Below are 21725 nucleotides of genomic sequence, written 5' to 3'. Positions count from 1 at the left end.
GTCTCAGCCCTTCACGCCTCAGCCCTTCACGCAGATGACCTGCTTGAGCTTCGCCACGACCTGGACGAGGTCCCGCTGCTGGTCGATGACCTGCTCGATCGGCTTGTAAGCGGCCGGGATCTCGTCCACGACGCCCGAGTCCTTGCGGCACTCGACGCCCCGCGTCTGCTCCGCCAGGTCCTGCGTCGAGAAGCGCCGCTTCGCCGCGCCCCGGCTCATGCGCCGGCCGGCGCCGTGCGAGGCGGAGTTGAAGGACGCCTCGTTGCCGAGGCCCTTCACGATGTACGAGCCGGTGCCCATGGAGCCGGGGATGATCCCGAAGTCACCGCTGCCCGCACGGATCGCGCCCTTCCGGGTGACCAGCAGGTCCATCCCGTCGTACCGCTCCTCGCTGACGTAGTTGTGGTGGCAGGAGATCTCCTGCTCGAACACCGGCTTGGCCTTCTTGAACTCCTTGCGGATCACGTCCTTGAAGAGCGCCATCATGATCGCGCGGTTGTGCTTCGCGTACTCCTGCGCCCAGAACAGGTCGTTCCGGTACGCCGCCATCTGCGGGGTGTCCGCGATGAACACCGCCAGGTCACGGTCGACGAGCCCTTGGTTGTGCGGGAGCCCCTGGGCCACGCCGATGTGGTGGTCGGCGAGTTCCTTGCCGATGTTCCGCGAACCGGAGTGCAGCATCAGCCACACCGAACCCGCCTCGTCGAGACAGAATTCAACGAAGTGGTTGCCGCTTCCGAGCGTGCCCATCTGCTTCGTCGCCCGATCCTGACGGAATTTGACCGCCTCCGCGACCCCCTCGAACCGCCCCCAGAAGTCGTCCCACCCCGCCGTCGCCATCCCGTGGAAGCGCCCCGGATCGACGGGGTCGTCATGCATGCCCCGTCCCACCGGAATCACCGCCTCGATCCGCGACCGCAGGCGCGACAGATCCCCCGGGAGGTCGTTCGCCGTCAGTGACGTCCTGACCGCCGACATGCCGCAGCCGATGTCGACGCCGACCGCCGCCGGGCAGACCGCGCTCTGCATGGCGATCACCGAGCCGACCGTCGCGCCCTTGCCGAAGTGGACGTCCGGCATGACCGCCAGGCCCTTGATCCACGGCAGCGTCGCCACGTTCTGCAGCTGCCGCATCGCGACGTCCTCGACCGACGCCGGGTCGGCCCACATCCGTATCGGCACCTTCGCGCCGGGGACCTCTACATACGACATATCGTCCTCTTTCCCCCGTAACCCACTACAAGTCTAGAAGCGCAAATACCGGAGCCAAGGTCTACGAAAGGGGTATCGGACCGGCGTCGACGGCGGCGCGTGCGATAGACATTGTGTCCACCGGTCGCCTGTCAGCGGCAACCGAATATCCCCACGAGAGGAGCCATCACGGTGCAGCGGAAGGTCTACGCACCCGGTGTCGCCGCCGCGCTCCTCGCGGCACTGCTCGCCGGCTGCACCGGAGGCTCCGGCGGCGGCGACGGAGCCGACGACTCCAAGCCGGGGGACACCGGCAGCGCGGCCGCCCCCGCCGAGCCCGGCAAGTACCGCACGCTCCCGGAGCCCTGCGGCGAGGTCGAGCCGGGCACCCTCGACGCGATGCTCCCCGGCCTCACGGAGATGGGGGAGAGCGAGCAGCGCGAGAAGGCGTACGAGGGGACGCCCACGGTCACGTACGACACCGACCGGCGCGTGGGCTGCCGCTGGAAGGTCGAGTCGTCCGGCGCCTCCCACCACCTCCTCGTCGACTTCGAGCGGGTCGTCTCCTACGACGGCACGGTCAGCGACGACGACCGCGCCGCGGAGGTCTACTCGACGAAGCTGCGCGAGGCGGGCCTCCCGGTGCCCGCCTCCTCCGACGCGGACGACGAAGACGAGAACGACAAGGACGGCAAGGACGCATCGAAGGAGGAGAAGGAGGGCAAGGAGGAGAAGGGGGACAAGGCCCAGGGCGGGACGAAGGACCGCACCGAGCCCGGCGACGACGACGCCACCTCCACGACCGGGCCCGCCACCCCGCCCGCCGGCCTGGAACCCCGCTCTCTGGAGGACCTCGGCGACGAGGCGTTCCTGGACGACGCCCTCACCACCGCCGCCTCGGCCACCCGACACCGCACCGTGACTGTGGTGTTCCGCACGTCGAACGTCATCGTCACCATTGAGTACGACGAGCAGCCCGGCCGCCGCACGGACGTCCCCGACAGCAAGGAAATGCAGGACAAGGCGCTGGAACTGGCCGATGGCCTCGCCGGGAAGTTCGACGAGTAGCCGGCGGACGGAGCGGGCGCGGGCAGGGGCCCCGCGCACGTGAAGCGGGGCCACCCGCCGCCCCATGCGCGTACCGTGGCCCCTCGGACCCGACGACGTCACGAGACGAACCGGACGTCACGAGACGAACTGAGTGAAGGAACCATGCACCGACCTGCACAGCGACAGCGCCAGCGTCTGAGCCGCATCCTCGTCAGCGCGGCCGCCGTACCGGTGATCCTCGTCGCCTCCGGCTGCTCATCCGACTCCGGCTCCGGCTCCGACGGGGCCAAGAAGGAGGCGGGCGCCAAGGCGTCGGCCTCGAAGAAGGCCGGGGGCGACAAGGCCCCGGCCGTGGAGGAGGCCGCGTACGGCAAGCTCCCCGAGCCCTGCAAGGTCCTGTCGAAGAAGACGCTCCAGGACCTGGTGCCGGAGGCCAAGGACAAGGGCAAGGCCGGCACGTCCACGGACACGGCGCTGCGCGGCAGCTGCTCCTGGGACAGCCTCGACAACAACGGCGTGGACGGCTCCCAGTTCCGCTGGCTGCGCGTCTCGCTGATGCGCTTCGAGTCGGACGCCTCGCTCGGCAGTGGCGCGAAGCGCGCGCAGGAGAGCTTCGCCAAGCAGGTCGCGGACGCCCAGGCGACGAAGGACGCGAAGAGCGTCAAGACGGAGCCGGTGCAGGGCGTCGGCGAGCAGGCGACGCTCGTGCGGTACGACCTGAAGAAGGACAAGGACACCTTCAAGCAGCAGACGTTCGTGACGCGCGTGGAGAACGCGGTCATCACGGTCGACTACAACGGCGCGGGCCTCGCGGGCGACAAGTCCCCCGACGCCGGTGCCCTGTCGAAGGCCGCGCAGAAGGCGGCGAAGGAGGCCGCGGCCGCGGTCGTCTCCGCCAACGAGGACGGCGCCAAGGCGCCGTCCGGGTCCGAGGACAAGCCGAAGTCGGACGACGACGCGAAGAAGAGCGACGCGAAGAAGACCGACGCGAAGTCGGACGACGCCAAGTCCGACGACTCCGAGTCGGACACCAGCAACTCCAAGTCCAAGTCGACGTCCAAGTCCTGACCCCCGGCGCCTTCGACGCCGCCAACGCACCCCGCCGCCACCGCGGTTGACGGAGCCCGGCCCCCGAGGGCCGGGCTCTTGGCGTACCGGCCGACAGACCCCCCGCACACGTGTGCCAGGCTATCGCTCGCAACAAGCCGATCCAGGCTGAACAGGGAGGGGTTCGCGGGTGGCCGCGATGCAGCTGACACGCACGCACCGGATACTCATCGGGGTGGTCGTCGCCGGTGCGGTCGTCATCGCCGGGATCGGCTTCGCGGGGTCGTACGCGGCCGTGCGCGAGCTCGCCGAGCAGAAGGGCTTCGGCGGCTTCTCGGTGGTCTTCCCGATCGGCATCGACGCGGGCATCTGCGTCCTGCTGGCCCTGGACCTCCTGCTGACCTGGATCCGCATCCCCTTCCCGCTGCTGCGGCAGACGGCGTGGCTGCTCACGGCCGCGACGATCGCCTTCAACGGCGCGGCGGCCTGGCCGGACCCGCTCGGCACGGGCATGCACGCCGTGATCCCCGTGCTCTTCGTCGTCGCGGTCGAGGCGGCGCGGCACGCGATCGGGCGGATCGCGGACATCACCGCCGACAAGCACATGGAGGGCGTACGGCTCACCCGGTGGCTGCTCTCCCCGCTGCCCACCTTCCTGCTGTGGCGCCGGATGAAGCTGTGGGAGCTGCGCTCCTACGACCAGGTGATCAAGCTGGAGCAGGAACGCCTCGTCTACCAGGCCCGGCTGCGCTCCCGCTTCGGCCGTGCCTGGCGCCGCAAGGCCCCCGTCGAGTCACTGATGCCGCTGCGCCTCGCCCGTTACGGCGTGCCGCTGGCGGAGACCGCCCCCGCGGGCCTGGCCGCCGCGGGCATCGAACCGGCCCTGCTGCCCCCGGCCCCGGCCCCGGCCGCCGCGCAGACCACGGTCTCCCAGCAGCCCCAGCTGCCGGCCCCGCGCAGGCCCCAGCCGGAGCCCCAGCCGGAGCCCGAGCCGAAGCCGGAGCCCGAGCCGGAGCCCCAGCCGGAGGTCCTGCCGCACGAGAGCCCGTGGTTCGCGAAGCACCCCGCTTCGTACGCCCCCGAGGAGCCGTACGACCAGTGGTACGAGGAGCAGGCCCCGTACGACAACGGACAGCACGGCGACGAGCAGTACGACAACGGCCCCTACGACGATGAGGCGCGCCACCCCGCCGCCACCCCGCAGCCCGAGCCCAAGCCCGAGCCCGAGCCGGAGGCGCAGACGGACCCCGAGCCCGAGCCCGACATCCCCGGGCTCCCCGACGACGTATCCCGCGTGGAGGCGTACTTCACGGCGTTCCGCAAGTACGTCAGCGAGATCGGCGACTACCCCAACGCCCGGCAGTTCAGCCTGTACCTGATGGACCTGTACGGCGTGACGGGCCAGGCGGGCGGACCGCTCACGGAGAGCACGCTCCGCCCGTACCTGCGCGACTTCCGCTCCCGCTACCAACAGGATCTGGACGCGGGCGCGGACGTCGGCGCGGAATACATCGCGTGACCCGACGGAGCGTCAGGAGACCTTCGGCGGCACGAGGGTGACCTCGCGGCCGAGCTTCGCCGTCGTGTCGGCGTAGAGGCTGACCTCGCCGTCGCTCCAGCGCACGATCAGGTCGTCGGGCCGGCCGCCCGCGGTGTAGGCGCCGGCGGTCATCACCTTGGCGTGCTGCCACAGGGCGCCGGGGGCTCCCATGCGGGTCTTCGTGCCGGGTCCTGCCGGGCTCACGTCCTTGTGGACGGTGCGTTCGCCGTCGCTCCAGCGGACGAAGAGGTCCCCCAGGGCGGTGCCGGTGAAGTCGCCGCCGGTGAGCAGGGCGGTGCGCTTCCACGTGGCGCCGGGCTTGTGGAGCCGGGTCTTCTTCTTGAAGCCGCGGCCGTCCACGTCGCTGTACAGGCTGACCTCGCCGTCGGTCCAGCGCACGACGACGTCGTCGGTCTTGTTTCCGCCGCCGAAGCGGCCCGCGGTGAGCTGGGCGGCCTTCTTCCAGCGGGATCCGGCGGCGGCGAGCTCGGTCTCCGTGCCGAACCCCGAGGCGGACACGTCCGGGTACAGGGTCACCTCGCCGTCGGACCAGCGCACCATGAGGTCGGAGAGGGCGGTGCCGGTGAAGTCGCCGCCGGTGAGGGCCGTGGTGTGCTTCCACGTGGCGTTGGGCTTCCTCAGGCGGCGTTCGCCGGTGAAGCCGCCCTTGCCGTTGCCCGGGTGGAGGGTGACCTCGCCGTCGGCCCAGACCACGAGGAGGTCGGCCTTGCCGTCCCCGGTGTAGTCGCCGGTGGCCATGTGCTTGGTGTGCTGCCAGGTCTCGCCGGTGCCGAGGGTGGCGGGCAGCGGGGGCCGCTCGACGACGGCTGCGTCGTGCACGGCGTCGGCGTAGAGCTTGAACACCTCGTCGTCGTAGAAGGGCGCGTAGGAGACGGAGTCGGTGGCTCCGCCGCCGCCCGCGCCACCGAGGTTGCCGATGACCTTGCCCGTCTTGGTCCGCTCGTCGAAGTCCATCAGCCACGGGCTGCCCGAGGTGCCGCCGAAGAACCCGCCGCACTCCATGCGCAGTTGCTTGTAACCGGTGAGCCGGGTGGTCTTCGTGCGGCACTTGATCGCCTGGTCCTTCGGGGCGTTCCTGGCCGACGGGTAACCGATGACGGTGACCGAGAGGTCGTAACGGGGCGTGTGCGTGAGGGTGTTGGCGCCGGTGAGGTCCTCGACCTGGCGGCCGTTCTTGTCGGGCTTGACGGTCGCGAAGGCGAAGTCGAGGTCCGAGCCGGGGCCGTGGTCGGTGCGCCGCGGGTCCTTGAAGACGCGGTCGACCGCCCAGATGCCGTGGGGCTGCTGCGCCGGGGTCTTGCCCGTGCGGTACTGGGGTACGAAGGCGTACTTGTCGCCGTTGCCGCAGTGCCCCGCGGTGAGGATGAGGTTGCCCTTGGGGCTGTGGACCACGCTGGCCGTGCAGTTGTGCTTGGCCATGCCCTTGTCGACGAAGTAGAGCACGCCGATGGTCTTGGAGCCCTCGTAGTCCGTCTGGGCCCTCGCCGCGGACGCCACCGACGCCCGCACCCCCCTGGCTGTCTCCACCGAGGACCGCAACGGCGTCGCCGCTTCCATCCGGTCGGCGGTCCAGAACCGCGCCGCCGCCGCGGCCCCCCATGCCACGTCGCTCTCCTTCGGAACCGCCCTGCTGTCACCGACGGGTGTCGCCGCGGTGGCGGTGGTGGCCGAGACGGCGAGGAACCCGCCGCCCACCCCCACGGCCACGGCGCGGGCCCAACGTGAAATGCGCACAACTGCCTTTCCGCTGGGCGCCCGAGGTCGGATGTGCGCCCAGACTCCCCCTGAATAAGATCCGGATAAGATCACCTTATGCCACACAAAACCGCCGTAACGGCTGGAGCGCTCGCCCTCGCCCTTTCCCTGGCAGGCATCACAAGCGCCGCCGCGCAGGCGGGCCGGGAAGGTGAACTCACCGTCGTACCGGGCTCGGTGAGGCCCGGCGAACGCGTCACGCTGTCCGTGCTGAATCCGGAACTGATGGACCAGATGGACGACGGCCACCGCGTCACCGTCCGCTCCGACGCGTTCTCGGGTCCGGTGAAACTGGAACCTTCCGGCAAGGTCTCCTGGAAGGGCCGGGCCACGATCCGCTGCGACGCGAAACCCGGTGACCACTCCCTCCGCTTCGACGAGCCGGTGCCGCCGGAGGAGGCGCGGACCAACGGCACGGTGCGGGTCGAGGCGGGCGGCGCGGCCCCCGGCGCCGAGTGCGCCGCCGAGGCCCGGGCGCGGTCCGAGGCCCCCGACTGGACGCCGGTGACCCTCACCATCGCCACCGGTTCGGTCGCCGTCCTGACCGCGCTGGTCTTCTTCGCCGTACGCAGGCGGCGCCAGGCGTAGCGCCGGCCTTAGTGCTCACGCCCGCTTCTTGCCCAGCTCCCCGTATACGGCGAGCACGGCACCGGCGGCGAAGAGGGCCACGTACAAGGGGGTGGGCACATCCCACCACTTGTGCAGCAGCCCCCAGGGGCCGTCCCCGAAGAGGCGGCCGGCGGCGCCGAGGGCGCCCTGGATTCCCGTGACCCATCCGACGATGGCGATGATTTCCTTCATGCCTCCACGATCACGGAGAGATCAGCCCGCGGCGTCCTGCCCCGGGCCGAACTCCGGGTAGTCCAAAGGGTGCAGAGACGCGGGGTGCGTACGGAAACGCGGAGGGGCGGGCGGGAGACTCCGCCCGCCCCTCCGCCAGGCCTACGCGCCGAGCAGCTTGCGCACCCGGTCCGCGCCCACGGCCAGCAGCAGCGTGGGCAGACGCGGCCCGGTCTCCCGGGTCACGAGCAGCCGGTACAGCAGCGCGAAGAACGTCCGCTGCGCCACCTTGATCTCCGGCGGCAGCTCCTTGGCCGTCGCCTCCGCCGAGAACCCGGCCCGCACCTTCGGCACGCCGTACACGAGGTGGGTGAGGCCGTCCAGGGACCAGTGCGAGTCGAGGCCCTCCAGGAGCAGCCGCAGCGACTCGCGGCTCTCCTCGTCCAGCGTGGAGAGCAGCTCGGTGTCGGGCTCGGCGCGCACGATCGTGCGGGCCTCGGCCGGGACCTGGGTGGTGATCCAGTTCTCGGCGCGGTCGAGCCGCGGCCGCACCTCGTCGAGCGAGGTCAGCGGCGCCGACGGGTCGAGGTCGCCGAGGATGCGCAGCGTCTGGTCCTCGGCACCGGCGGTGATGTCGGCGACGGAGGCCAGCGTGCGGTACGGCAGCGGCCGCGGGGTGCGCGGCAGCTCACCGGCGGCGGTGCGCACGGCGCGGGAGTGCGCGGACGCGTCGGCGGGCAGCGCGGAGCCGTCGGCGACCTTGGCCTCCAGCTTGTCCCACTCGTCGTAGAGCCGCTGGATCTCCTGGTCGAAGGCGATCTTGAAGGACTGGTTGGGCTTGCGGCGCGCGTACAGCCAGCGAAGGAGCGGCGCCTCCATGATCTTCAGGGCGTCGGCCGGGGTCGGCACGCCGCCCTTCGAGGACGACATCTTCGCCATCCCCGAGATCCCCACGAAGGCGTACATCGGGCCGATCGGCTGCACGCCGTCGAAGATCTTCCGCACGATCTGGCCGCCGACGACGAACGACGAGCCGGGCGAAGAGTGGTCCACGCCGCTCGGCTCGAAGATGACGCCCTCGTAGGCCCAGCGCATCGGCCAGTCGACCTTCCAGACCAGCTTGCCTCGGTTGAACTCGCTGAGCTTCACGGTCTCGCCGAAGCCGCACGCCGTGCAGGTGTAGACCAGGTCGGTGGACTCGTCGTCGTACGAGACGACGGTGGTGACGTCCTTCTCGCACTGCCCGCAGAAGGGCTTGTACGGGTAGTACCCGCCGCTGCCGCCGCTGCCGTCGTCCTCGGAGGCGGCGCCGGAGCCCTCGGCGGCCTCCAGCTCGGCCTCGTCGACGGGCTTCTGCTGCTTGGCGCCGCCCTTGCCGCCGTTACCGCCCTTGGCGGGGTCCTTCTTCGTGCGGTACTGGTCGAGGATCGCGTCGATGTCGCCGCGGTGCCTCATCGCGTGCAGGATCTGCTCGCGGTAGGCGCCCGAGGTGTACTGCTCGGTCTGGCTGATGCCGTCGTACTCGACGCCCAGCTCGGTGAGCGCCTCGGCCATGGCGGCCTTGAAGTGCTCGGCCCAGTTCGGGTACGCGGACCCGGCCGGGGCGGGCACGGAGGTGAGCGGCTTGCCGATGTGCTCGGCCCAGGACTCGTCGACGCCGGGGACGCCGGCCGGGACCTTGCGGTAGCGGTCGTAGTCGTCCCAGGAGATCAGGTGGCGGACCTGGTGCCCGCGGCGCCGGATCTCGTCGGCGACCAGGTGCGGGGTCATGACCTCGCGGAGGTTGCCGAGGTGGATCGGGCCGGAGGGGGAGAGGCCCGAGGCGACCGTGACGGGTTTGCCCGGGGCACGACGCTCCGACTCGGCGATGACCTCGTCCGCGTAGCGGGAGACCCAGTCGGTGGTATCGGTGCTCTGAGCCACGATCGGCACGCCTTTCTGCTTCTTACGTTCTTACGTGAGTACCGCTTGACCCAGCCATTCTCCCAGGTCACCCCGTAACCGCGAAAACCGCTTTTCACCGCGTGGGATACTCGGTTTTCGCAGCTTCAGCAAACCAGGCACCCGAGCAGAACGGCACCCATTCATGGCCTCGGTCACGTCCCTCACCGCCTCCGTCCACCAGCGCCTCGCGGACGCCCTGACGGCAGCCCTGCCGGAAGCAGGCACCGCGGACCCGCTGCTGCGGCGAAGCGACCGGGCCGACTTCCAGGCCAACGGCATCCTGGCGCTCGCCAAGAAGCTCAAGGGCAACCCGCGGGAGCTGGCCGCGCAGGTCGTCTCCGGGATCACCGCCCCCGACCTGTTCAAGGACATCGAGGTCTCCGGCCCCGGCTTCCTGAACATCACGGTCACCGACGGGGCGATCACGAGGAACCTCGCGGCGCGGGCGGCGGACGGCGAGCGGCTCGGCGTGCCGTACGCCGAGAACCGGGGCACGACGGTGATCGACTACGCCCAGCCGAACGTGGCCAAGGAAATGCACGTCGGCCACCTGCGCTCCGCCGTCATCGGCGACGCCCTGCGCCACATGCTGGACTTCACCGGCGAGAAGACGATCGGCCGCCACCACATCGGCGACTGGGGCACCCAGTTCGGGATGCTCATCCAGTACCTGATCGAGAACCCCGGTCAGCTGGCCCCGGCCGACGAGGTCGACGGCGAGCAGGCGATGAGCAATCTCAACCGCGTCTACAAGGCCTCGCGCGCGGTCTTCGACGCCGACGAGGAGTTCAAGGACCGCGCCCGCAAGCGGGTCGTCGACCTCCAGTCCGGCGACAAGGAGACGCTCGACCTCTGGCAGCGGTTCGTGGACGAGTCGAAGGTCTACTTCTACTCGGTCTTCGCGAAGCTGGACATGGAGGTCCGCGACGAGGAGATCGTCGGCGAGTCCGCGTACAACGACATGATGGCCGAGACGGCGCGGCTCCTGGAGGAGTCGGGTGTCGCGGTGCGCTCCGAGGGGGCACTCGTCGTGTTCTTCGACGACATCAAGGGCAAGGACGACAAGCCGGTCCCGCTGATCGTGCAGAAGGCGGACGGCGGCTTCGGGTACGCGGCCTCCGACCTCTCGGCGATCCGCAACAGGGTCGTCGACCTGCACGCCACCACCCTGCTGTACGTGGTGGACGTCCGTCAGTCGCTGCACTTCAAGATGGTCTTCGAGGCGGCCCGCCGGATGGGCTGGCTGAACGACGAGGTCACCGCGCACAACATGGGCTACGGCACGGTGCTCGGCGCGGACGGCAAGCCGTTCAAGACGCGTGAGGGCGAGACGGTGCGCCTGGAGGACCTCCTCGACGAGGCGGTGCAGCGCGCGGCGGAGGTCGTCCGCGAGAAGGCGCGGGACCTCACCGAGGAGGAGATCCAGGAGCGGGCCTTCCAGGTCGGCATCGGCGCGGTGAAGTACGCGGACCTGTCGACGTCGGCCAACCGCGACTACAAGTTCGACCTCGACCAGATGGTCTCCCTGAACGGCGACACGTCGGTCTACCTCCAGTACGCGTACGCCCGTATCCAGTCGATCCTGCGCAAGGCGGGCGAGGTCCGCCCCGCCGCCCACCCGGAGCTGGCGCTCGACGCGGCGGAGCGGGCGCTGGGCCTGCACCTGGACGCGTTCGGCGCCACGGTCACGGAGGCCGCCAAGGAGTACGCGCCGCACAAGCTGGCCGCGTATCTCTACCAGCTGGCGTCGCTGTACACCTCGTTCTACGACAAGTGCCCCGTCCTGAAGGCGGACACCCCGGCCCAGGTCGAGAACCGCCTGTTCCTGTGCGACATCACGGCCCGCACGCTGCACCAGGGCATGGCGCTGCTGGGCATCAGGACCCCCGAGCGCCTCTGACCGGCCCCGTCACCCCACCAGCGCAGTCCTGAGCCTCCGCAGTCCCTCGGCGATCTCGCCGGGGGACTGCGTCACGAAGCACAGCCGCAGGGTGGACACGTCCGGCTCCCCCGCGAAGAACGGCGCCCCCGGCACATACGCCACGTCATGCGCGACGACACTCCGCAGCGACTCCCCCGTGTCGTACCCCTCCGGCAGCTTCGCCCAGACGAACATGCCGCCCTCGGGCCGGATCCAGCCGGACCCTTCCGGCAGCGCGTCCGCGAGGCCGGCCAGCATCGCGTCCCGCCGCTCCCGGTACACCGCCGCCACGCGGGCGACGTGCGCGTCCAGGTCGGAGTCCGCCAAGTACCGCGCCGCGGCGAGCTGGTTGACCGTCGGCGTATGCAGATCGGCGGCCTGCTTGGCCACCGCGCAGGCCCGCAGCAGCGCCGCGGGTCCCCGCAGCCAGCCGAGCCGCAGGCCCGGCGCCATGACCTTGGAGAAGCTGCCGAGCAGAACCGTGCGGTCCTCGGCCCCCGGGTACGTGGCGATCCACGGCGCCCGCTCGCCCTCGAAGCGCAGTTCCCCGTACGGGTCGTCCTCCACGATCCACAGGCCGCGCCGCCCGGCGACCTCGGCGATCGCGGCGCGCCGCCCGGCGGGCAGGGTGCGGCCGGTCGGGTTCTGGAAGGTGGGGACGGTGTAGAGCAGCTTGGGCCGGTGCAGGGTGACGAGTCCGTCGAGGGCGGCGGGGTCGATGCCGGCCTCGTCGCACGGCACGGGCACCACCCGCGCGCCCGCGAAGGCGAAGGCCTGGAGCGCCGCGAGGTAGCAGGGGTTCTCGACGAGGACGGTGTCGCCCGGCTCTATCAGCGCGGTCGCGAGCAGCGACAGCGCCTGCTGCGACCCGGTGGTGACCAGCACGTCGTCGGCGCCGGTCGCGAGGCCGCGCGCGGTGGTGCGCGCGGCGACGGCGGTACGCAGCGCGGGCTCGCCCTCGGTGGTCGAGTACTGGAGCGCCCGCTCGGGCGTCTCTTCGAGGACCGCGCGGAAGGCCGCCGCGATGCCCTCGTCGTCGAAGAGGCCGGGGGCGGGCAGCCCGCCCGCGAAGTTGATGACCTCGGGCCGCGCGGTGACCGCGAGGATGTCCCGTACCGGCGAGCCCCCGACCGCGGCGGCGCGCGCGGCCAGCGGCGGCAGGGGGGCGGCGGTGCGGGCGGGCTCGGTGACGGTCACGGCGGCGGCTCCTTCGGCTCGGACGGCTCTGCCCGCACCCTAGGCATGTGCGTGCCGCTTACACCGGCCGTTCCGGGATGCGGACGCGGCCCGCCCCGCCCCAACTCAGCTGTCCAGCGGCACTTCCCACTTGGAGCCGCCGAGCGGCCAGCCGTATGTGGGGCGTCCTACGTTGCCGCTGGTGCGGAACGGCTTGCCCTGGTCGTCGATGCGGAGCACGTTGTGCCGTTTGCCGCTCGACCACTCCAGCTCCAGGTACCAGCGGACGTCGTGCGCCTCCGTGTTCGCCTTGACGTAGAAGACCTCGGGGTCGCTCTCGCTCACCTTGTACGGGAAGTCGCGCTGCCCCGCCTTGGGCGAGAGGCGCGGCGTCCCGTCGTCGAGGTCGACCCCGAACGACTTGGTGGAGACGTTGCCGCCGCAGCCGACGCCCATCTGGAAGTCGTTCCAGGCCAGCGGTGAACTGGTGCTCTGCACCCGCACCTGCATGTCCTGGAGGACGACGGTGTCCTTGCCCATGCCCTGCACGGTGACCTCGATGAGCTGCTCACCGGCCGAGACGGCGCCGAGATCGGCGGCCCAGCCGGGGGCGTCCTGCTCGACGGCCGGTGGCTGCGGCACCTGGTTCGGCTTCCGGTTGACCAGGAAGTGCTGGCTACAGGGGCTCTCATAGACGTACGGCCTGGTACGCGCGGTGATCGGCGCGCCGAGGTCCTCGCTCCGCCCCTCGCCCGCCGCCGCGGCTCCCTTGCCGCTGCCCTCGGAGGCGTCGGGCCGCCCCGGGGTGTCCTTGCCCTTGTCCTTGCGCGAGGGCGAGGAGGAGGGCTTGTCCTTCTTCTCCGCACGGTCGCCGGCGGCCTCCTCGCGTCCGCCCTTGCCGGACGGATTCCCCGGGGTGGCGCTGGGACTGGCCGACGCCGAGGCGCCCGCGGCGCGCTCGCGCCCCCCGTCGCTCCCGTTCAGCGCGAGGGCGACGGAACCGGCACCGACGACGAGGGCGACGACGGCCCCGACGGCGACGACACGGCGCCGCTTGCCGCGTTCCGCCTCCGGCGTCGGCTCCGGGTCCGGGTCCGGCTGCTCTGGTCCGGGCGGCGGCGCGGCCTCGGCGCCCACCGGCGCCTCGGGCGCCTCGGGCTCCGCCTTACGTCCGCGCGCGGCGTCCGCCAGGATCCACCGCCGATGGACCTCCACCAGCTCTTCGGGCGAGGCCTTGCAGAGGCGTGCGAACCGCTCCACGGGCGCGAACTCCACCGGCACCGCGTCGCCGTTGCAGTACCGGTGCAGCGTCGACGTACTCATGTGCAGCCGCTTGGCCAACACCCCGTAGCTGAGCCCCGACCGCCCCTTGAGCTCCCGCAGCAGCTCCGCGAGCGAACCCATGTGCCGTCCTCCCCATTCCAGTACTGCGTTCCAGGGCGAGGTCATCCCCCCAGGTCACAGCAGGCGCGGGTGTTCCAGCGTCCCCCGTTCCCCGCCGCCTCTGGCGACCGGGACACCCCGCCGCACAAGCTGTGGCCATCCAAGCACGCCGCTCCCGCCGACCGCCTAGGCGGACACGCCACCCTGCCCGTACGACGCCAAGGACCCAGCCATGTCCCGGACCATGGAGCCCCGTTCGGATCTCACCGTCCGCCTCTTCGCCGCCACGGCGGTCGTACTCGCGGCCCTGTCCGTCACGGCGTGCGCCAGCGGCGACGGCATCGGCCTGCGCGACGAGGGCACGGCGACCCCGGCGGGAATCCGGCCGGTTTCCGAATCGCGGGACGGTAGTAACGCTACGTGGTCATCATGGAACTGTGCGCGCACCCGTGCGTCGAATTTGTACGGGCCCGCACGAGTGCAATCGCCACCGCACAGGGGGAGTTCGCCGCCATGCCACCCAAGAAGCACCGCAGGAGGAACGCCTCCGCGATGAAGATGCTGGGCGCCCAGATCGGCGCGCTGCGCCGTGCGGCGGGCCTGACCCAGCGGCAGTTGGCGGGCCGCCTCGTCGTCGACGAGGAGACGGTCGCGTCGATCGAGCAGGGCCGACGACCGCTGAAGGAAGACCTGGCGGTCGCGCTGGAGAAACTCCTGGACGCGAGGGGGGTGTTGACCGCCGCGCTGGAGAACATGCCGGAGGTCGACCTGTTCCCGAGGTGGGCCGAGGAGTACATGGACCTGGAGCGCGAGGCGATCGCGCTGTCCTGGTACGACAACCAGGTGCTGCCGGGCGTTCTCCAGACGGACCGGTACGCCCACGCCGTCTTCAGCAACGACGTTCCGACCCTCAGCGAGGACGAGATCGCACTGCGCGTGAGCGCACGCATGGAGCGCCAAGAGATCCTGCACCGAAAGGAGCCGCCGGCCATCAGTTTCGTCATCTCCGAAGTCACCTTGTTGGACCGGCTCGGCGGTGACGAGGTGTACTACGAGCAGTTACGGCGCCTACGCGAATGGGCAGACCTGCCCGGCGTCACGATCCAATTCATGCCGGTCGGCCGAGACTTTCACGCGGGTCTCGCGGGTCCCTTCACCCTGATCGAGACACCTGACCACCAGCGCCTCGCCTACACGGAGGCGCCACGAAGCAGCCAGATCATCGCCGACCCCGACGAGGTCGCCCATCTGGAACACAGGTATGCGATGCTGCGTTCACAGGCCCTCAACCCCCAGGAGAGCAAAGGCCTGTTGGACCGTCTGCTAGGAGAGCAATGAGCACCGCATCGATGTGGTTCAAGTCCAGTTACAGCAGCGACCAGGGCGGCCAGTGCCTCGAAGTCGCATACGACTGGCGGAAGTCCAGCTACAGCAGTGAGCAGGGCGGCGCCTGCGTCGAGGTAGCCGCGCACCCCACCGCCATCCACATCCGCGACTCCAAGGTCACCTCGGGCCCGATCATGACCGTGACCCCGGAGACCTGGTCCGCCTTCCTGACCAGCTCACACTCCGTCTGCTAGGAGAGCAATGAGCGCCGCACACACGTGGTTCAAGTCGACCTACAGCGGCAGCGAAGGCGGCCAGTGCCTCGAAATCGCCTACGACTGGCGCAAGTCCAGCCACAGCAGCGACCAAGGCGGCGCCTGCGTCGAGGTAGCCGCGCACCCCACCGCCATCCACATCCGCGACTCCAAGAACCCCACCGGACCCGTCCTGACCATCACCCCGGACACCTGGTCCACCTTCCTGACCAGCTCACACACCATTAGGTAAGTACCGCACTAATTAGTCGGTACTTGTCCGCTCCACAGGGCCCCGCAAGGATCAGAGGCGTCCCCAGAACAACGCCTCTGAACGCCCCTGAAGGAGCCCCCGTGCCCAGCAGCACCGCAGCCCCCGCCTCCGTGACCGTCCTCGGCCTCGGCCTGATGGGCACCGCCCTCGCCGCCGCCCTGCTCAAGGCGGGTCACGACACGACCGTCTGGAACCGCACCGCCTCCAAGACGGGCCCCCTGGCCGCCCAGGGCGCGACCCCGGCCGAGACCGCGGCCGAGGCCATCACCGCCAGCCCCCTCGTGATCGTCTGCCTCACGACCAACGACAACGTACGCGGCCTCCTTGAGGCCGAGTCCGACGCCCTCGCCGGCCGCACGGTCGTGAACCTCACCAATGGAACCCCGGCCCAGGCGCGGGAGTTGGCGGACTGGGCGGCCGGCCGCGGCATCACGTACATCGACGGCGGCATCATGGCCGTCCCGCAGATGATCGCGACGCCCGCCGCGTACATCCTCTACAGCGGCACCGACGAGGAGGCGTACGAGACACACCGCCCCACGCTGGCGGCCCTCGCGGACACCAAGTGGGTCGGCAAGGACCCGGGCGCGGCCGCGCTGTACGACCTCTCCCTGCTCACCGGCATGTACGGCATGGTGATGGGCGTCGCCCAGGCCTACGCCCTGATCGGCAGCGGAGGCGTACCCGCCCGCGAGTTCGCGCCGCTGCTCAAGGACTGGGTGAACGCGATGACGGACGGCCTCGTGCCCGGCATGGCCGAGGCGCTGGACTCCGGACAGCACCTCACGGACGTGTCGTCGCTGGCGATCAACCAGGCCGCGCTGCCCAACTTCCTGACGGCCTTCGCCCAGCAGGGCCTGCGCACGGACCTGTTCGAGCCGCTCCAGGCCCTCCTGGACCGCTCGATCGACGAGGGCTACGCCGCCGACGGCCTCTCCCGCCTCGTCACCCTGATCAAGAAGGACTGAGAAGAGCCGAGGAGGGCCGAGGGGGACCGGTCCGACTGGATTTCTATTAACCCCAACGGGTGGCTCGAATTCAGATTGTCGGCGGCGGTCCACAACAATGGCGAGCCTCACGGCCGTTGGAGGTCTCGTGTCCCGCTCCGTCTCACCCCCCTCGAACATGACCACCCTGGGGTGCGCGCTCTTCGCGACCCGCTGGCTCCAAGCCCCCCTGTATTTCGGCCTGGTGGCAGCACAGGGCGTATACGTCTACAAGTTCTTCAACGAGTTGTGGCACCTCATCCACCACGTCATCAGCGGGCACGCGGACGAGACGCACGTCATGCTCGCCGTGCTCAAGCTCGTCGACGTGGTGATGATCGCCAATCTGCTGATCATGGTGATCGTCGGCGGGTACGAGACCTTCGTCTCGCGGATCGGCCTCCAGGGCCACCGGGACCAGCCCGAGTGGCTGTCCCACGTCAATTCGAACGTTCTGAAGGTCAAGCTGGCCACCGCCATCGTGGGCATCTCGTCGGTGCACCTGCTCCAGATGTTCGTCGACGTGCACCACACGCCCCGGCACGACCTGCTGTGGGGGACGGTCATCCACATGGCGTTCATCGCCTCCGCGGCGATCCTCGCCTACATGTCCGGGCCCATGGCGGCGCACGAGGCCAAGGCGCGCACCGTGAAGGAGGACCCCCCGGCGGCCGTGGTCATCCCCGCCCAGCGGGACCGCGGGGCGGCCGGCGACGGCGGGGCGGCGGCGGAGCCGGGGACCGGTGCCGAGGAGCGCATCGCGGCCGCGGGGTTCCCGTCCCGCAAGGTCCTGGAGATGTTCGACGAGGGGCAGCTGCGCTCCCCCGAACCCCAGGTGATCGCCCGGCTGGGGAAGGCCGACTTCGTCACCCGCAAGGCGAACGTCGTACTGCTCGGCGGGCCCGGCACCGGCAAGACGCACCTGGCGGTCGCCCTCGGCGTACGGGCCTGCCAGGCGGGCCACCAGGTGCTGTTCGCGACCGCCGCCGAGTGGGGCACCCGGCTCGCGGAGGCCAAGGCCGCGGGGCGGCTGCGCGAGGAGCTGGCCCGGCTGGACGCGTACCCGGTACTCGTCGTCGACGAGCTCGGCTACGTGCCGTTCGACCCCGAGACCGCCCGCCTCCTCTTCCAGCTCGTCTCGCACCGCTACGAACGGGCCTCGCTGATCGTCACCGGCAACCTTCCGCTGGACCGCTGGGACGAGGTGCTCGGCGACGGCGCGACGGCCCGCGCGACGGTGGACCGCCTGGCCCACCACGCCGAGGTCGTCACCCTCGACGCCGACAGCTACCGCACACGCCGCCTCGAAGGCGCCGCACCGACCGCCTTCTGACACGGCCTAGGGGACGAGGACCACCTTGCCCGTGGTCTCCCGCCGCTCCATCGCCGCGTGCGCCTCGGCCGCCCGCGCCAGCGGGAACGCCTGCCAGGAGGGCGCCAACTCCCCCTTGGCGGCGGCCTCCAGGGCCGCAAGCTCCCGGGCGGGCCCGCCCTCGGGGTGCCCGATCAGCTCCATCAGGGCATTGGCGTACGAGATGCCGCGCGCGGCGAGGACCTCCGGCGCCGGCTCGAACGCCTCCTGCGAGGCCCAGCCGATGACGACGTACCGCCCGCCCTCCCCGATCAACTCGAAGGCGGCGGCGGCCTTCGAGCCCCCGACACCGTCCAGCACGGCGGTGACGGCACGCCCGCCGAGCCGTTCACGGACGGAGTCGGCCCAGCCGGGCTCGTTGTAGTCCACGGCGATGTCAGCGCCGAGCGCCCGCACCGCCTCGACCTTGCCGGGCCCGCCCGCCGCCCCGACGACCGTGGCGCCCAGGGCGTGCGCGTACTGCACGACGAGCCGCCCCATGCCCCCGGCGGCGGACGTCACCAACACCACGTCATCAGGGCGCAGCTGTGCGACGCCGAGCAGCCCCATGGCGTTGGCCCCCGTCACCACCATGGTCACGGCGTCCTCGAAGCCGAGCCCGTCCGGCACGGCGTGCAGCTCGCCGACGGCGGCGACCGCCAGCTCGGCGTACCCGCCGGGCGAACCGTGCGAGGTCACGACGGACCGGCCGAGCCAGGAGGTGTCGACGCCGGGTCCGACCGCGTCGACGACGCCCGCGACCTCACCGCCGAAGACCGCGGGCAGCTCGGGCAGCGGCGGCGCCATGTCGGACGCGTCGCCCGCCCTCATCACGGTCTCGACGAAGTGCGCGCCGGCCGCCCGCACCGCGATCCGCACCTGGCCGGGGCCCGGGACGGGGTCCGGCCAGGTCTCGTACCGCAGATTCTCGGCGGGCCCGAACTCATGCAGAACAACGGCGTGCATCTCGTCCTCCTCGGACGGGCCCCCTCGGGCCCTGTACACACCACCCTGCGACCTCAACCAAACTTCAGGTCAAGGGCCGTCCGGCGCGGGGATCACAGCTGCCGCGCCACCTCGGTCGCCCAGTAGGTGAGGATCATGTTCGCGCCCGCGCGCTTGATGCCGGTCAGCGACTCCATGATCGCCTTGTCCCGGTCGATCCAGCCCCGCTCGGCGGCGGCCTCGATCATCGCGTACTCGCCGCTGATCTGGTACGCCGCCACCGGCACGTCCACCGCGTCGGCGACCTTCGCGAGGATGTCGAGGTAGGGACCGGCCGGCTTGACCATTACCATGTCGGCGCCCTCCTCCAGGTCGAGCGCCAGCTCCCGCATGGACTCCCGCGCGTTGGCCGGGTCCTGCTGGTACGTCTTGCGGTCACCCTTGAGGGACGAGCCCACGGCCTCACGGAAGGGGCCGAAGAAGGCCGAGGAGTACTTCACCGTGTACGCGAGGATCGACACGTCCTCGTGGCCGACCTGGTCCAACGCGTCACGGATGACGCCGATCTGACCATCCATCATGCCGCTCGGGCCCACCACATGGGCGCCCGCGTCGGCCTGCACCTGCGCCATCTCGGCGTACCGCTCAAGCGTCGCGTCGTTGTCGACGCGGCCCTCGGCGTCCAGCACGCCGCAGTGCCCGTGGTCGGTCGTCTCGTCCAGGCACAGGTCCGACATGACGATCAGCTCGTCACCGACCTCGGCCCGCACATCGCGGATCGCCAGCTGGAGAATCCCGTCCGGGTCGGTGCCCGCCGTGCCCACGGCGTCCTTCTTGGACTCCTCCGGCACGCCGAAGAGCATGATCCCGGCGACCCCGGCCTCCAGCGCCTCGACGGCCGCCTTCTTCAGGGTGTCGCGCGTGTGCTGCACGACGCCGGGCATGGCGCCGATCTCCACCGGGGCGCCGATCCCCTCGCGCACGAACGCGGGCAGGATCAGGTCGGCCGGATGCAGCCGCGTCTCGGCGACCATGCGCCGCATGGCGGGCGTCGTGCGCAACCGCCGCGGCCGCGTCCCGGGGAAAGATCCGTACTTCGTCACTTGACGTCACCTGGATTCGTGCTGCGTGCTGCTGATGTCGTTGTGGGCGGGCCGCGAGGCCCGCCCACAAGAACCTACGGCGCGGTGCGCCGCCGACGCGAACCGGGCCTGCGCTCGCTCGGGCGTGTCACCGGGTCGCCGGCGTCCAGCGCCGCGTCCCGCCGCCGCGCACCGAAGTCCGCCAGCGCCTGCGCCAGCTGGTGGACCGACGGCTCCGGAGCCATCACGTCCACCCGCAGCCCGTGCTCCTCCGCGGTCTTCGCCGTGGCGGGACCGATGCAGGCGATCACCGTCACGTTGTGCGGCTTGCCCGCGATGCCGACGAGGTTGCGCACCGTGGAGGACGACGTGAAGAGCACGGCGTCGAAGCCGCCGCCCTTGATCGCCTCCCTCGTCTCGGCCGGCGGCGGCGAGGCGCGCACGGTCCGGTAGGCGGTGACGTCGTCGACCTCCCAACCCAGATCGATCAGGCCCGCGACCAGCGTCTCGGTGGCGATGTCGGCCCGCGGCAGGAAGACCCGGTCGATCGGGTCGAAGACCGGGTCGTACGGCGGCCAGTCCTCCAGGAGCCCCGCGGCCGACTGCTCACCGCTCGGCACCAGGTCCGGCTTCACACCGAAGGCGATCAGCGCGGCGGCGGTCTGCTCACCGACAGCCGCGACCTTGATCCCGGCGAAGGCACGCGCGTCGAGCCCGTACTCCTCGAACTTCTCCCGCACCGCCTTGACGGCGTTGACGGACGTGAAGGCGATCCACTCGTACCGCCCGGTGACCAGGCCCTTGACCGCGCGCTCCATCTGCTGGGGCGTGCGCGGCGGCTCGACGGCGATGGTCGGCACCTCGTGCGGCACCGCGCCGTAGGACCGCAGCTGGTCGGAGAGCGAGGCCGCCTGCTCCTTCGTACGCGGTACGAGCACCCGCCAGCCGAAGAGGGGCTTCGACTCGAACCACGACAGCTGGTCGCGCTGGGCGGCGGCGGAACGCTCGCCGACCACGGCTATGACGGACCGGCCCCCGTCGGGCGAGGGCAGCACCTTCGCCTGCTTGAGGACCTGCGCGATGGTGCCGAGCGTCGCGTTCCAGGTGCGCTGGCGCGTCGTCGTACCACCGATCGTCACCGTCATCGGGGTGTCCGGCTTGCGCCCCGCGGCCACCAGCTCACCCGCGGTGGCCGCGACGGAGTCAAGCGACGTGGAGACCACCGCGGTGCCGTCGGACGCGCCGACCTCGCTCCAGCAGCGGTCCGAGGCGGTGCGGGCGTCGATGAAGCGGACGTCCGCGCCCTGCGCGTCGCGCAGCGGCACACCGGCGTACGCGGGCACACCGACCGCGGCCGCTACGCCCGGCACGACCTCGAAGGAGATCCCCTCGGCGGCACAGGCGAGCATCTCCTCCGCCGCGTGCGTGTCCAGGCCGGGGTCGCCGCTGACCGCGCGCACGACCCGCCTGCCACCCCTCGCGGCCTCCATGACAAGATTGGTGGCGACTCGGAACGTCGCCGTGTCCGCGGTCGTTGACGCCTGGTCGTGCCGTCGGCCCGTCCACATCCCTGGCGATCAGCACATCCGCTCGGGCCAGCGCCTCGACGGCGCGCAGGGTCAGCAGTCCCGGATCTCCGGGTCCGGCACCGAGGTGCGTGCCCGGGAGTGCCGGCTCGAGGCCAGACGTGCCCCGAGAT

General features: G+C 71.0%; 18 protein-coding genes and 1 pseudogene. 10 read left to right on the top strand and 9 right to left on the bottom strand.

The genetic code is table 11. The features are described 5' to 3' along the window. Window positions 1-18: 18 nt before the first annotated feature. Window positions 19-1212 (bottom strand): RtcB family protein, encoded by a 1194-nt coding sequence (locus tag KKZ08_RS21790; RefSeq protein ID WP_223776056.1) that lies wholly within the window; start codon window positions 1210-1212, stop codon window positions 19-21. A gap of 171 nt (window positions 1213-1383) precedes the next feature. On the opposite strand from KKZ08_RS21790, the gene KKZ08_RS21785 reads away from it, so the two are divergent. The 3 genes from KKZ08_RS21785 (at window position 1384) to KKZ08_RS21775 (ending at window position 4807) form a co-directional block, all read left to right on the top strand. Next, window positions 1384-2259, top strand: coding sequence for a DUF3558 domain-containing protein (locus KKZ08_RS21785; protein ID WP_223776055.1), 876 nt, complete (start codon window positions 1384-1386; stop codon window positions 2257-2259). A gap of 144 nt (window positions 2260-2403) precedes the next feature. Beyond that, window positions 2404-3309 carry a DUF3558 domain-containing protein gene (locus tag KKZ08_RS21780; protein WP_223776054.1) on the top strand — a complete coding sequence of 302 codons (906 nt, stop codon included), beginning with the start codon at window positions 2404-2406 and terminating at the stop codon, window positions 3307-3309. Window positions 3310-3487: 178 nt separating this feature from the next. Then, window positions 3488-4807 carry a DUF2637 domain-containing protein gene (locus KKZ08_RS21775; protein WP_223776053.1) on the top strand — a complete coding sequence of 440 codons (1320 nt, stop codon included), beginning with the start codon at window positions 3488-3490 and terminating at the stop codon, window positions 4805-4807. A 12-nt stretch (window positions 4808-4819) separates the two neighbouring features. On the opposite strand, the gene KKZ08_RS21770 is transcribed toward KKZ08_RS21775, so the two are convergent. After that, window positions 4820-6583 carry a trypsin-like serine protease gene (locus KKZ08_RS21770; RefSeq protein ID WP_223776052.1) on the bottom strand — a complete coding sequence of 588 codons (1764 nt, stop codon included), beginning with the start codon at window positions 6581-6583 and terminating at the stop codon, window positions 4820-4822. Window positions 6584-6661: 78 nt separating this feature from the next. Between KKZ08_RS21770 and KKZ08_RS21765 the strand changes: the two genes are divergently transcribed. Further along, the gene (locus KKZ08_RS21765) at window positions 6662-7192 is read left to right on the top strand and encodes a hypothetical protein (RefSeq protein WP_223776051.1); all 531 of its coding nucleotides are present in this window, start codon (window positions 6662-6664) and stop codon (window positions 7190-7192) included. A 15-nt stretch (window positions 7193-7207) separates the two neighbouring features. Here KKZ08_RS21765 and KKZ08_RS21760 read toward each other — a convergent pair whose 3' ends face one another. Continuing rightward, window positions 7208-7405: a hypothetical protein gene (locus tag KKZ08_RS21760; protein WP_223776050.1), complete on the bottom strand. Its 198-nt coding sequence runs from the start codon at window positions 7403-7405 to the stop codon at window positions 7208-7210. Between the two features lie 141 nt (window positions 7406-7546). Beyond that, complete coding sequence (gene lysS / locus KKZ08_RS21755; RefSeq protein ID WP_223776049.1) at window positions 7547-9316, bottom strand: lysine--tRNA ligase; 1770 nt, start codon at window positions 9314-9316, stop codon at window positions 7547-7549. Between the two features lie 154 nt (window positions 9317-9470). Here lysS and argS point away from each other — a divergent pair, with 154 nt between their 5' ends. Then, window positions 9471-11228, top strand: a complete 1758-nt coding sequence (argS, locus tag KKZ08_RS21750) for an arginine--tRNA ligase (protein ID WP_223776048.1) — start codon at window positions 9471-9473, stop codon at window positions 11226-11228. 9 nt (window positions 11229-11237) lie between these two features. Here argS and KKZ08_RS21745 read toward each other — a convergent pair whose 3' ends face one another. After that, window positions 11238-12446: a PLP-dependent aminotransferase family protein gene (locus tag KKZ08_RS21745; RefSeq protein WP_223776047.1), complete on the bottom strand. Its 1209-nt coding sequence runs from the start codon at window positions 12444-12446 to the stop codon at window positions 11238-11240. A 105-nt stretch (window positions 12447-12551) separates the two neighbouring features. Then, entirely contained in the window at window positions 12552-13829 is a 1278-nt protein-coding gene (locus tag KKZ08_RS21740; protein WP_223776046.1) for a helix-turn-helix transcriptional regulator, read from the bottom strand. Window positions 13830-14321: 492 nt separating this feature from the next. Here KKZ08_RS21740 and KKZ08_RS21735 point away from each other — a divergent pair, with 492 nt between their 5' ends. From KKZ08_RS21735 to istB, 5 genes are all read left to right on the top strand, one after another. Next, window positions 14322-15146: a helix-turn-helix transcriptional regulator gene (locus KKZ08_RS21735; protein WP_223776045.1), complete on the top strand. Its 825-nt coding sequence runs from the start codon at window positions 14322-14324 to the stop codon at window positions 15144-15146. Continuing rightward, window positions 15143-15388: a DUF397 domain-containing protein gene (locus tag KKZ08_RS21730; RefSeq protein WP_223776044.1), complete on the top strand. Its 246-nt coding sequence runs from the start codon at window positions 15143-15145 to the stop codon at window positions 15386-15388. Before KKZ08_RS21735 ends, KKZ08_RS21730 begins: the two co-directional genes overlap by 4 nt. A gap of 7 nt (window positions 15389-15395) precedes the next feature. Next, window positions 15396-15641 (top strand): DUF397 domain-containing protein, encoded by a 246-nt coding sequence (locus KKZ08_RS21725; RefSeq protein WP_223776043.1) that lies wholly within the window; start codon window positions 15396-15398, stop codon window positions 15639-15641. Window positions 15642-15742: 101 nt separating this feature from the next. Continuing rightward, window positions 15743-16630: an NAD(P)-binding domain-containing protein gene (locus KKZ08_RS21720; RefSeq protein WP_223776042.1), complete on the top strand. Its 888-nt coding sequence runs from the start codon at window positions 15743-15745 to the stop codon at window positions 16628-16630. Between the two features lie 157 nt (window positions 16631-16787). Then, on the top strand, window positions 16788-17981 hold the full coding sequence (gene istB / locus KKZ08_RS21715; RefSeq protein ID WP_223776041.1) for an IS21-like element helper ATPase IstB: 1194 nt from the start codon (window positions 16788-16790) through the stop codon (window positions 17979-17981). 6 nt (window positions 17982-17987) lie between these two features. Here istB and KKZ08_RS21710 read toward each other — a convergent pair whose 3' ends face one another. The 3 genes and pseudogenes from KKZ08_RS21710 to KKZ08_RS21700 all read right to left on the bottom strand — a co-directional run. Continuing rightward, complete coding sequence (locus KKZ08_RS21710; RefSeq protein ID WP_223776040.1) at window positions 17988-18965, bottom strand: zinc-binding dehydrogenase; 978 nt, start codon at window positions 18963-18965, stop codon at window positions 17988-17990. Between the two features lie 92 nt (window positions 18966-19057). Then, window positions 19058-20047: a porphobilinogen synthase gene (hemB, locus tag KKZ08_RS21705; RefSeq protein ID WP_223776039.1), complete on the bottom strand. Its 990-nt coding sequence runs from the start codon at window positions 20045-20047 to the stop codon at window positions 19058-19060. 74 nt (window positions 20048-20121) lie between these two features. Further along, window positions 20122-21685 (bottom strand): annotated as a pseudogene (locus KKZ08_RS21700) (bifunctional uroporphyrinogen-III C-methyltransferase/uroporphyrinogen-III synthase); the annotation flags it as partial. Between the last annotated feature and the right edge of the window lie 40 nt (window positions 21686-21725).

This window comes from Streptomyces sp. 135 (genome assembly GCF_020026305.1).
Classification (GTDB): Bacteria; Actinomycetota; Actinomycetes; order Streptomycetales; family Streptomycetaceae; genus Streptomyces.
The sequence above is the reverse complement of the archived record's forward strand: the minus strand, read 5'-3'. Positions and strand labels throughout refer to the sequence as shown.

What these genes read in the sequence shown, in the direction of transcription:
- KKZ08_RS21735 (WP_223776045.1), top strand. Translation starts at nt 14,322, where the DNA reads ATGCCACCCAAGAAGCACCGCAGGAGGAACGCCTCCGCGATGAAGATG.
- argS (WP_223776048.1), top strand. Translation starts at nt 9,471, where the DNA reads ATGGCCTCGGTCACGTCCCTCACCGCCTCCGTCCACCAGCGCCTCGCG.
- KKZ08_RS21775 (WP_223776053.1), top strand. Translation starts at nt 3,488, where the DNA reads ATGCAGCTGACACGCACGCACCGGATACTCATCGGGGTGGTCGTCGCC.
- KKZ08_RS21710 (WP_223776040.1), bottom strand. Translation starts at nt 18,965, where the DNA reads ATGCACGCCGTTGTTCTGCATGAGTTCGGGCCCGCCGAGAATCTGCGG.
- KKZ08_RS21765 (WP_223776051.1), top strand. Translation starts at nt 6,662, where the DNA reads ATGCCACACAAAACCGCCGTAACGGCTGGAGCGCTCGCCCTCGCCCTT.
- KKZ08_RS21760 (WP_223776050.1), bottom strand. Translation starts at nt 7,405, where the DNA reads ATGAAGGAAATCATCGCCATCGTCGGATGGGTCACGGGAATCCAGGGC.
- KKZ08_RS21730 (WP_223776044.1), top strand. Translation starts at nt 15,143, where the DNA reads ATGAGCACCGCATCGATGTGGTTCAAGTCCAGTTACAGCAGCGACCAG.
- KKZ08_RS21780 (WP_223776054.1), top strand. Translation starts at nt 2,404, where the DNA reads ATGCACCGACCTGCACAGCGACAGCGCCAGCGTCTGAGCCGCATCCTC.
- KKZ08_RS21790 (WP_223776056.1), bottom strand. Translation starts at nt 1,212, where the DNA reads ATGTCGTATGTAGAGGTCCCCGGCGCGAAGGTGCCGATACGGATGTGG.
- KKZ08_RS21740 (WP_223776046.1), bottom strand. Translation starts at nt 13,829, where the DNA reads ATGGGTTCGCTCGCGGAGCTGCTGCGGGAGCTCAAGGGGCGGTCGGGG.
- istB (WP_223776041.1), top strand. Translation starts at nt 16,788, where the DNA reads ATGACCACCCTGGGGTGCGCGCTCTTCGCGACCCGCTGGCTCCAAGCC.
- KKZ08_RS21725 (WP_223776043.1), top strand. Translation starts at nt 15,396, where the DNA reads ATGAGCGCCGCACACACGTGGTTCAAGTCGACCTACAGCGGCAGCGAA.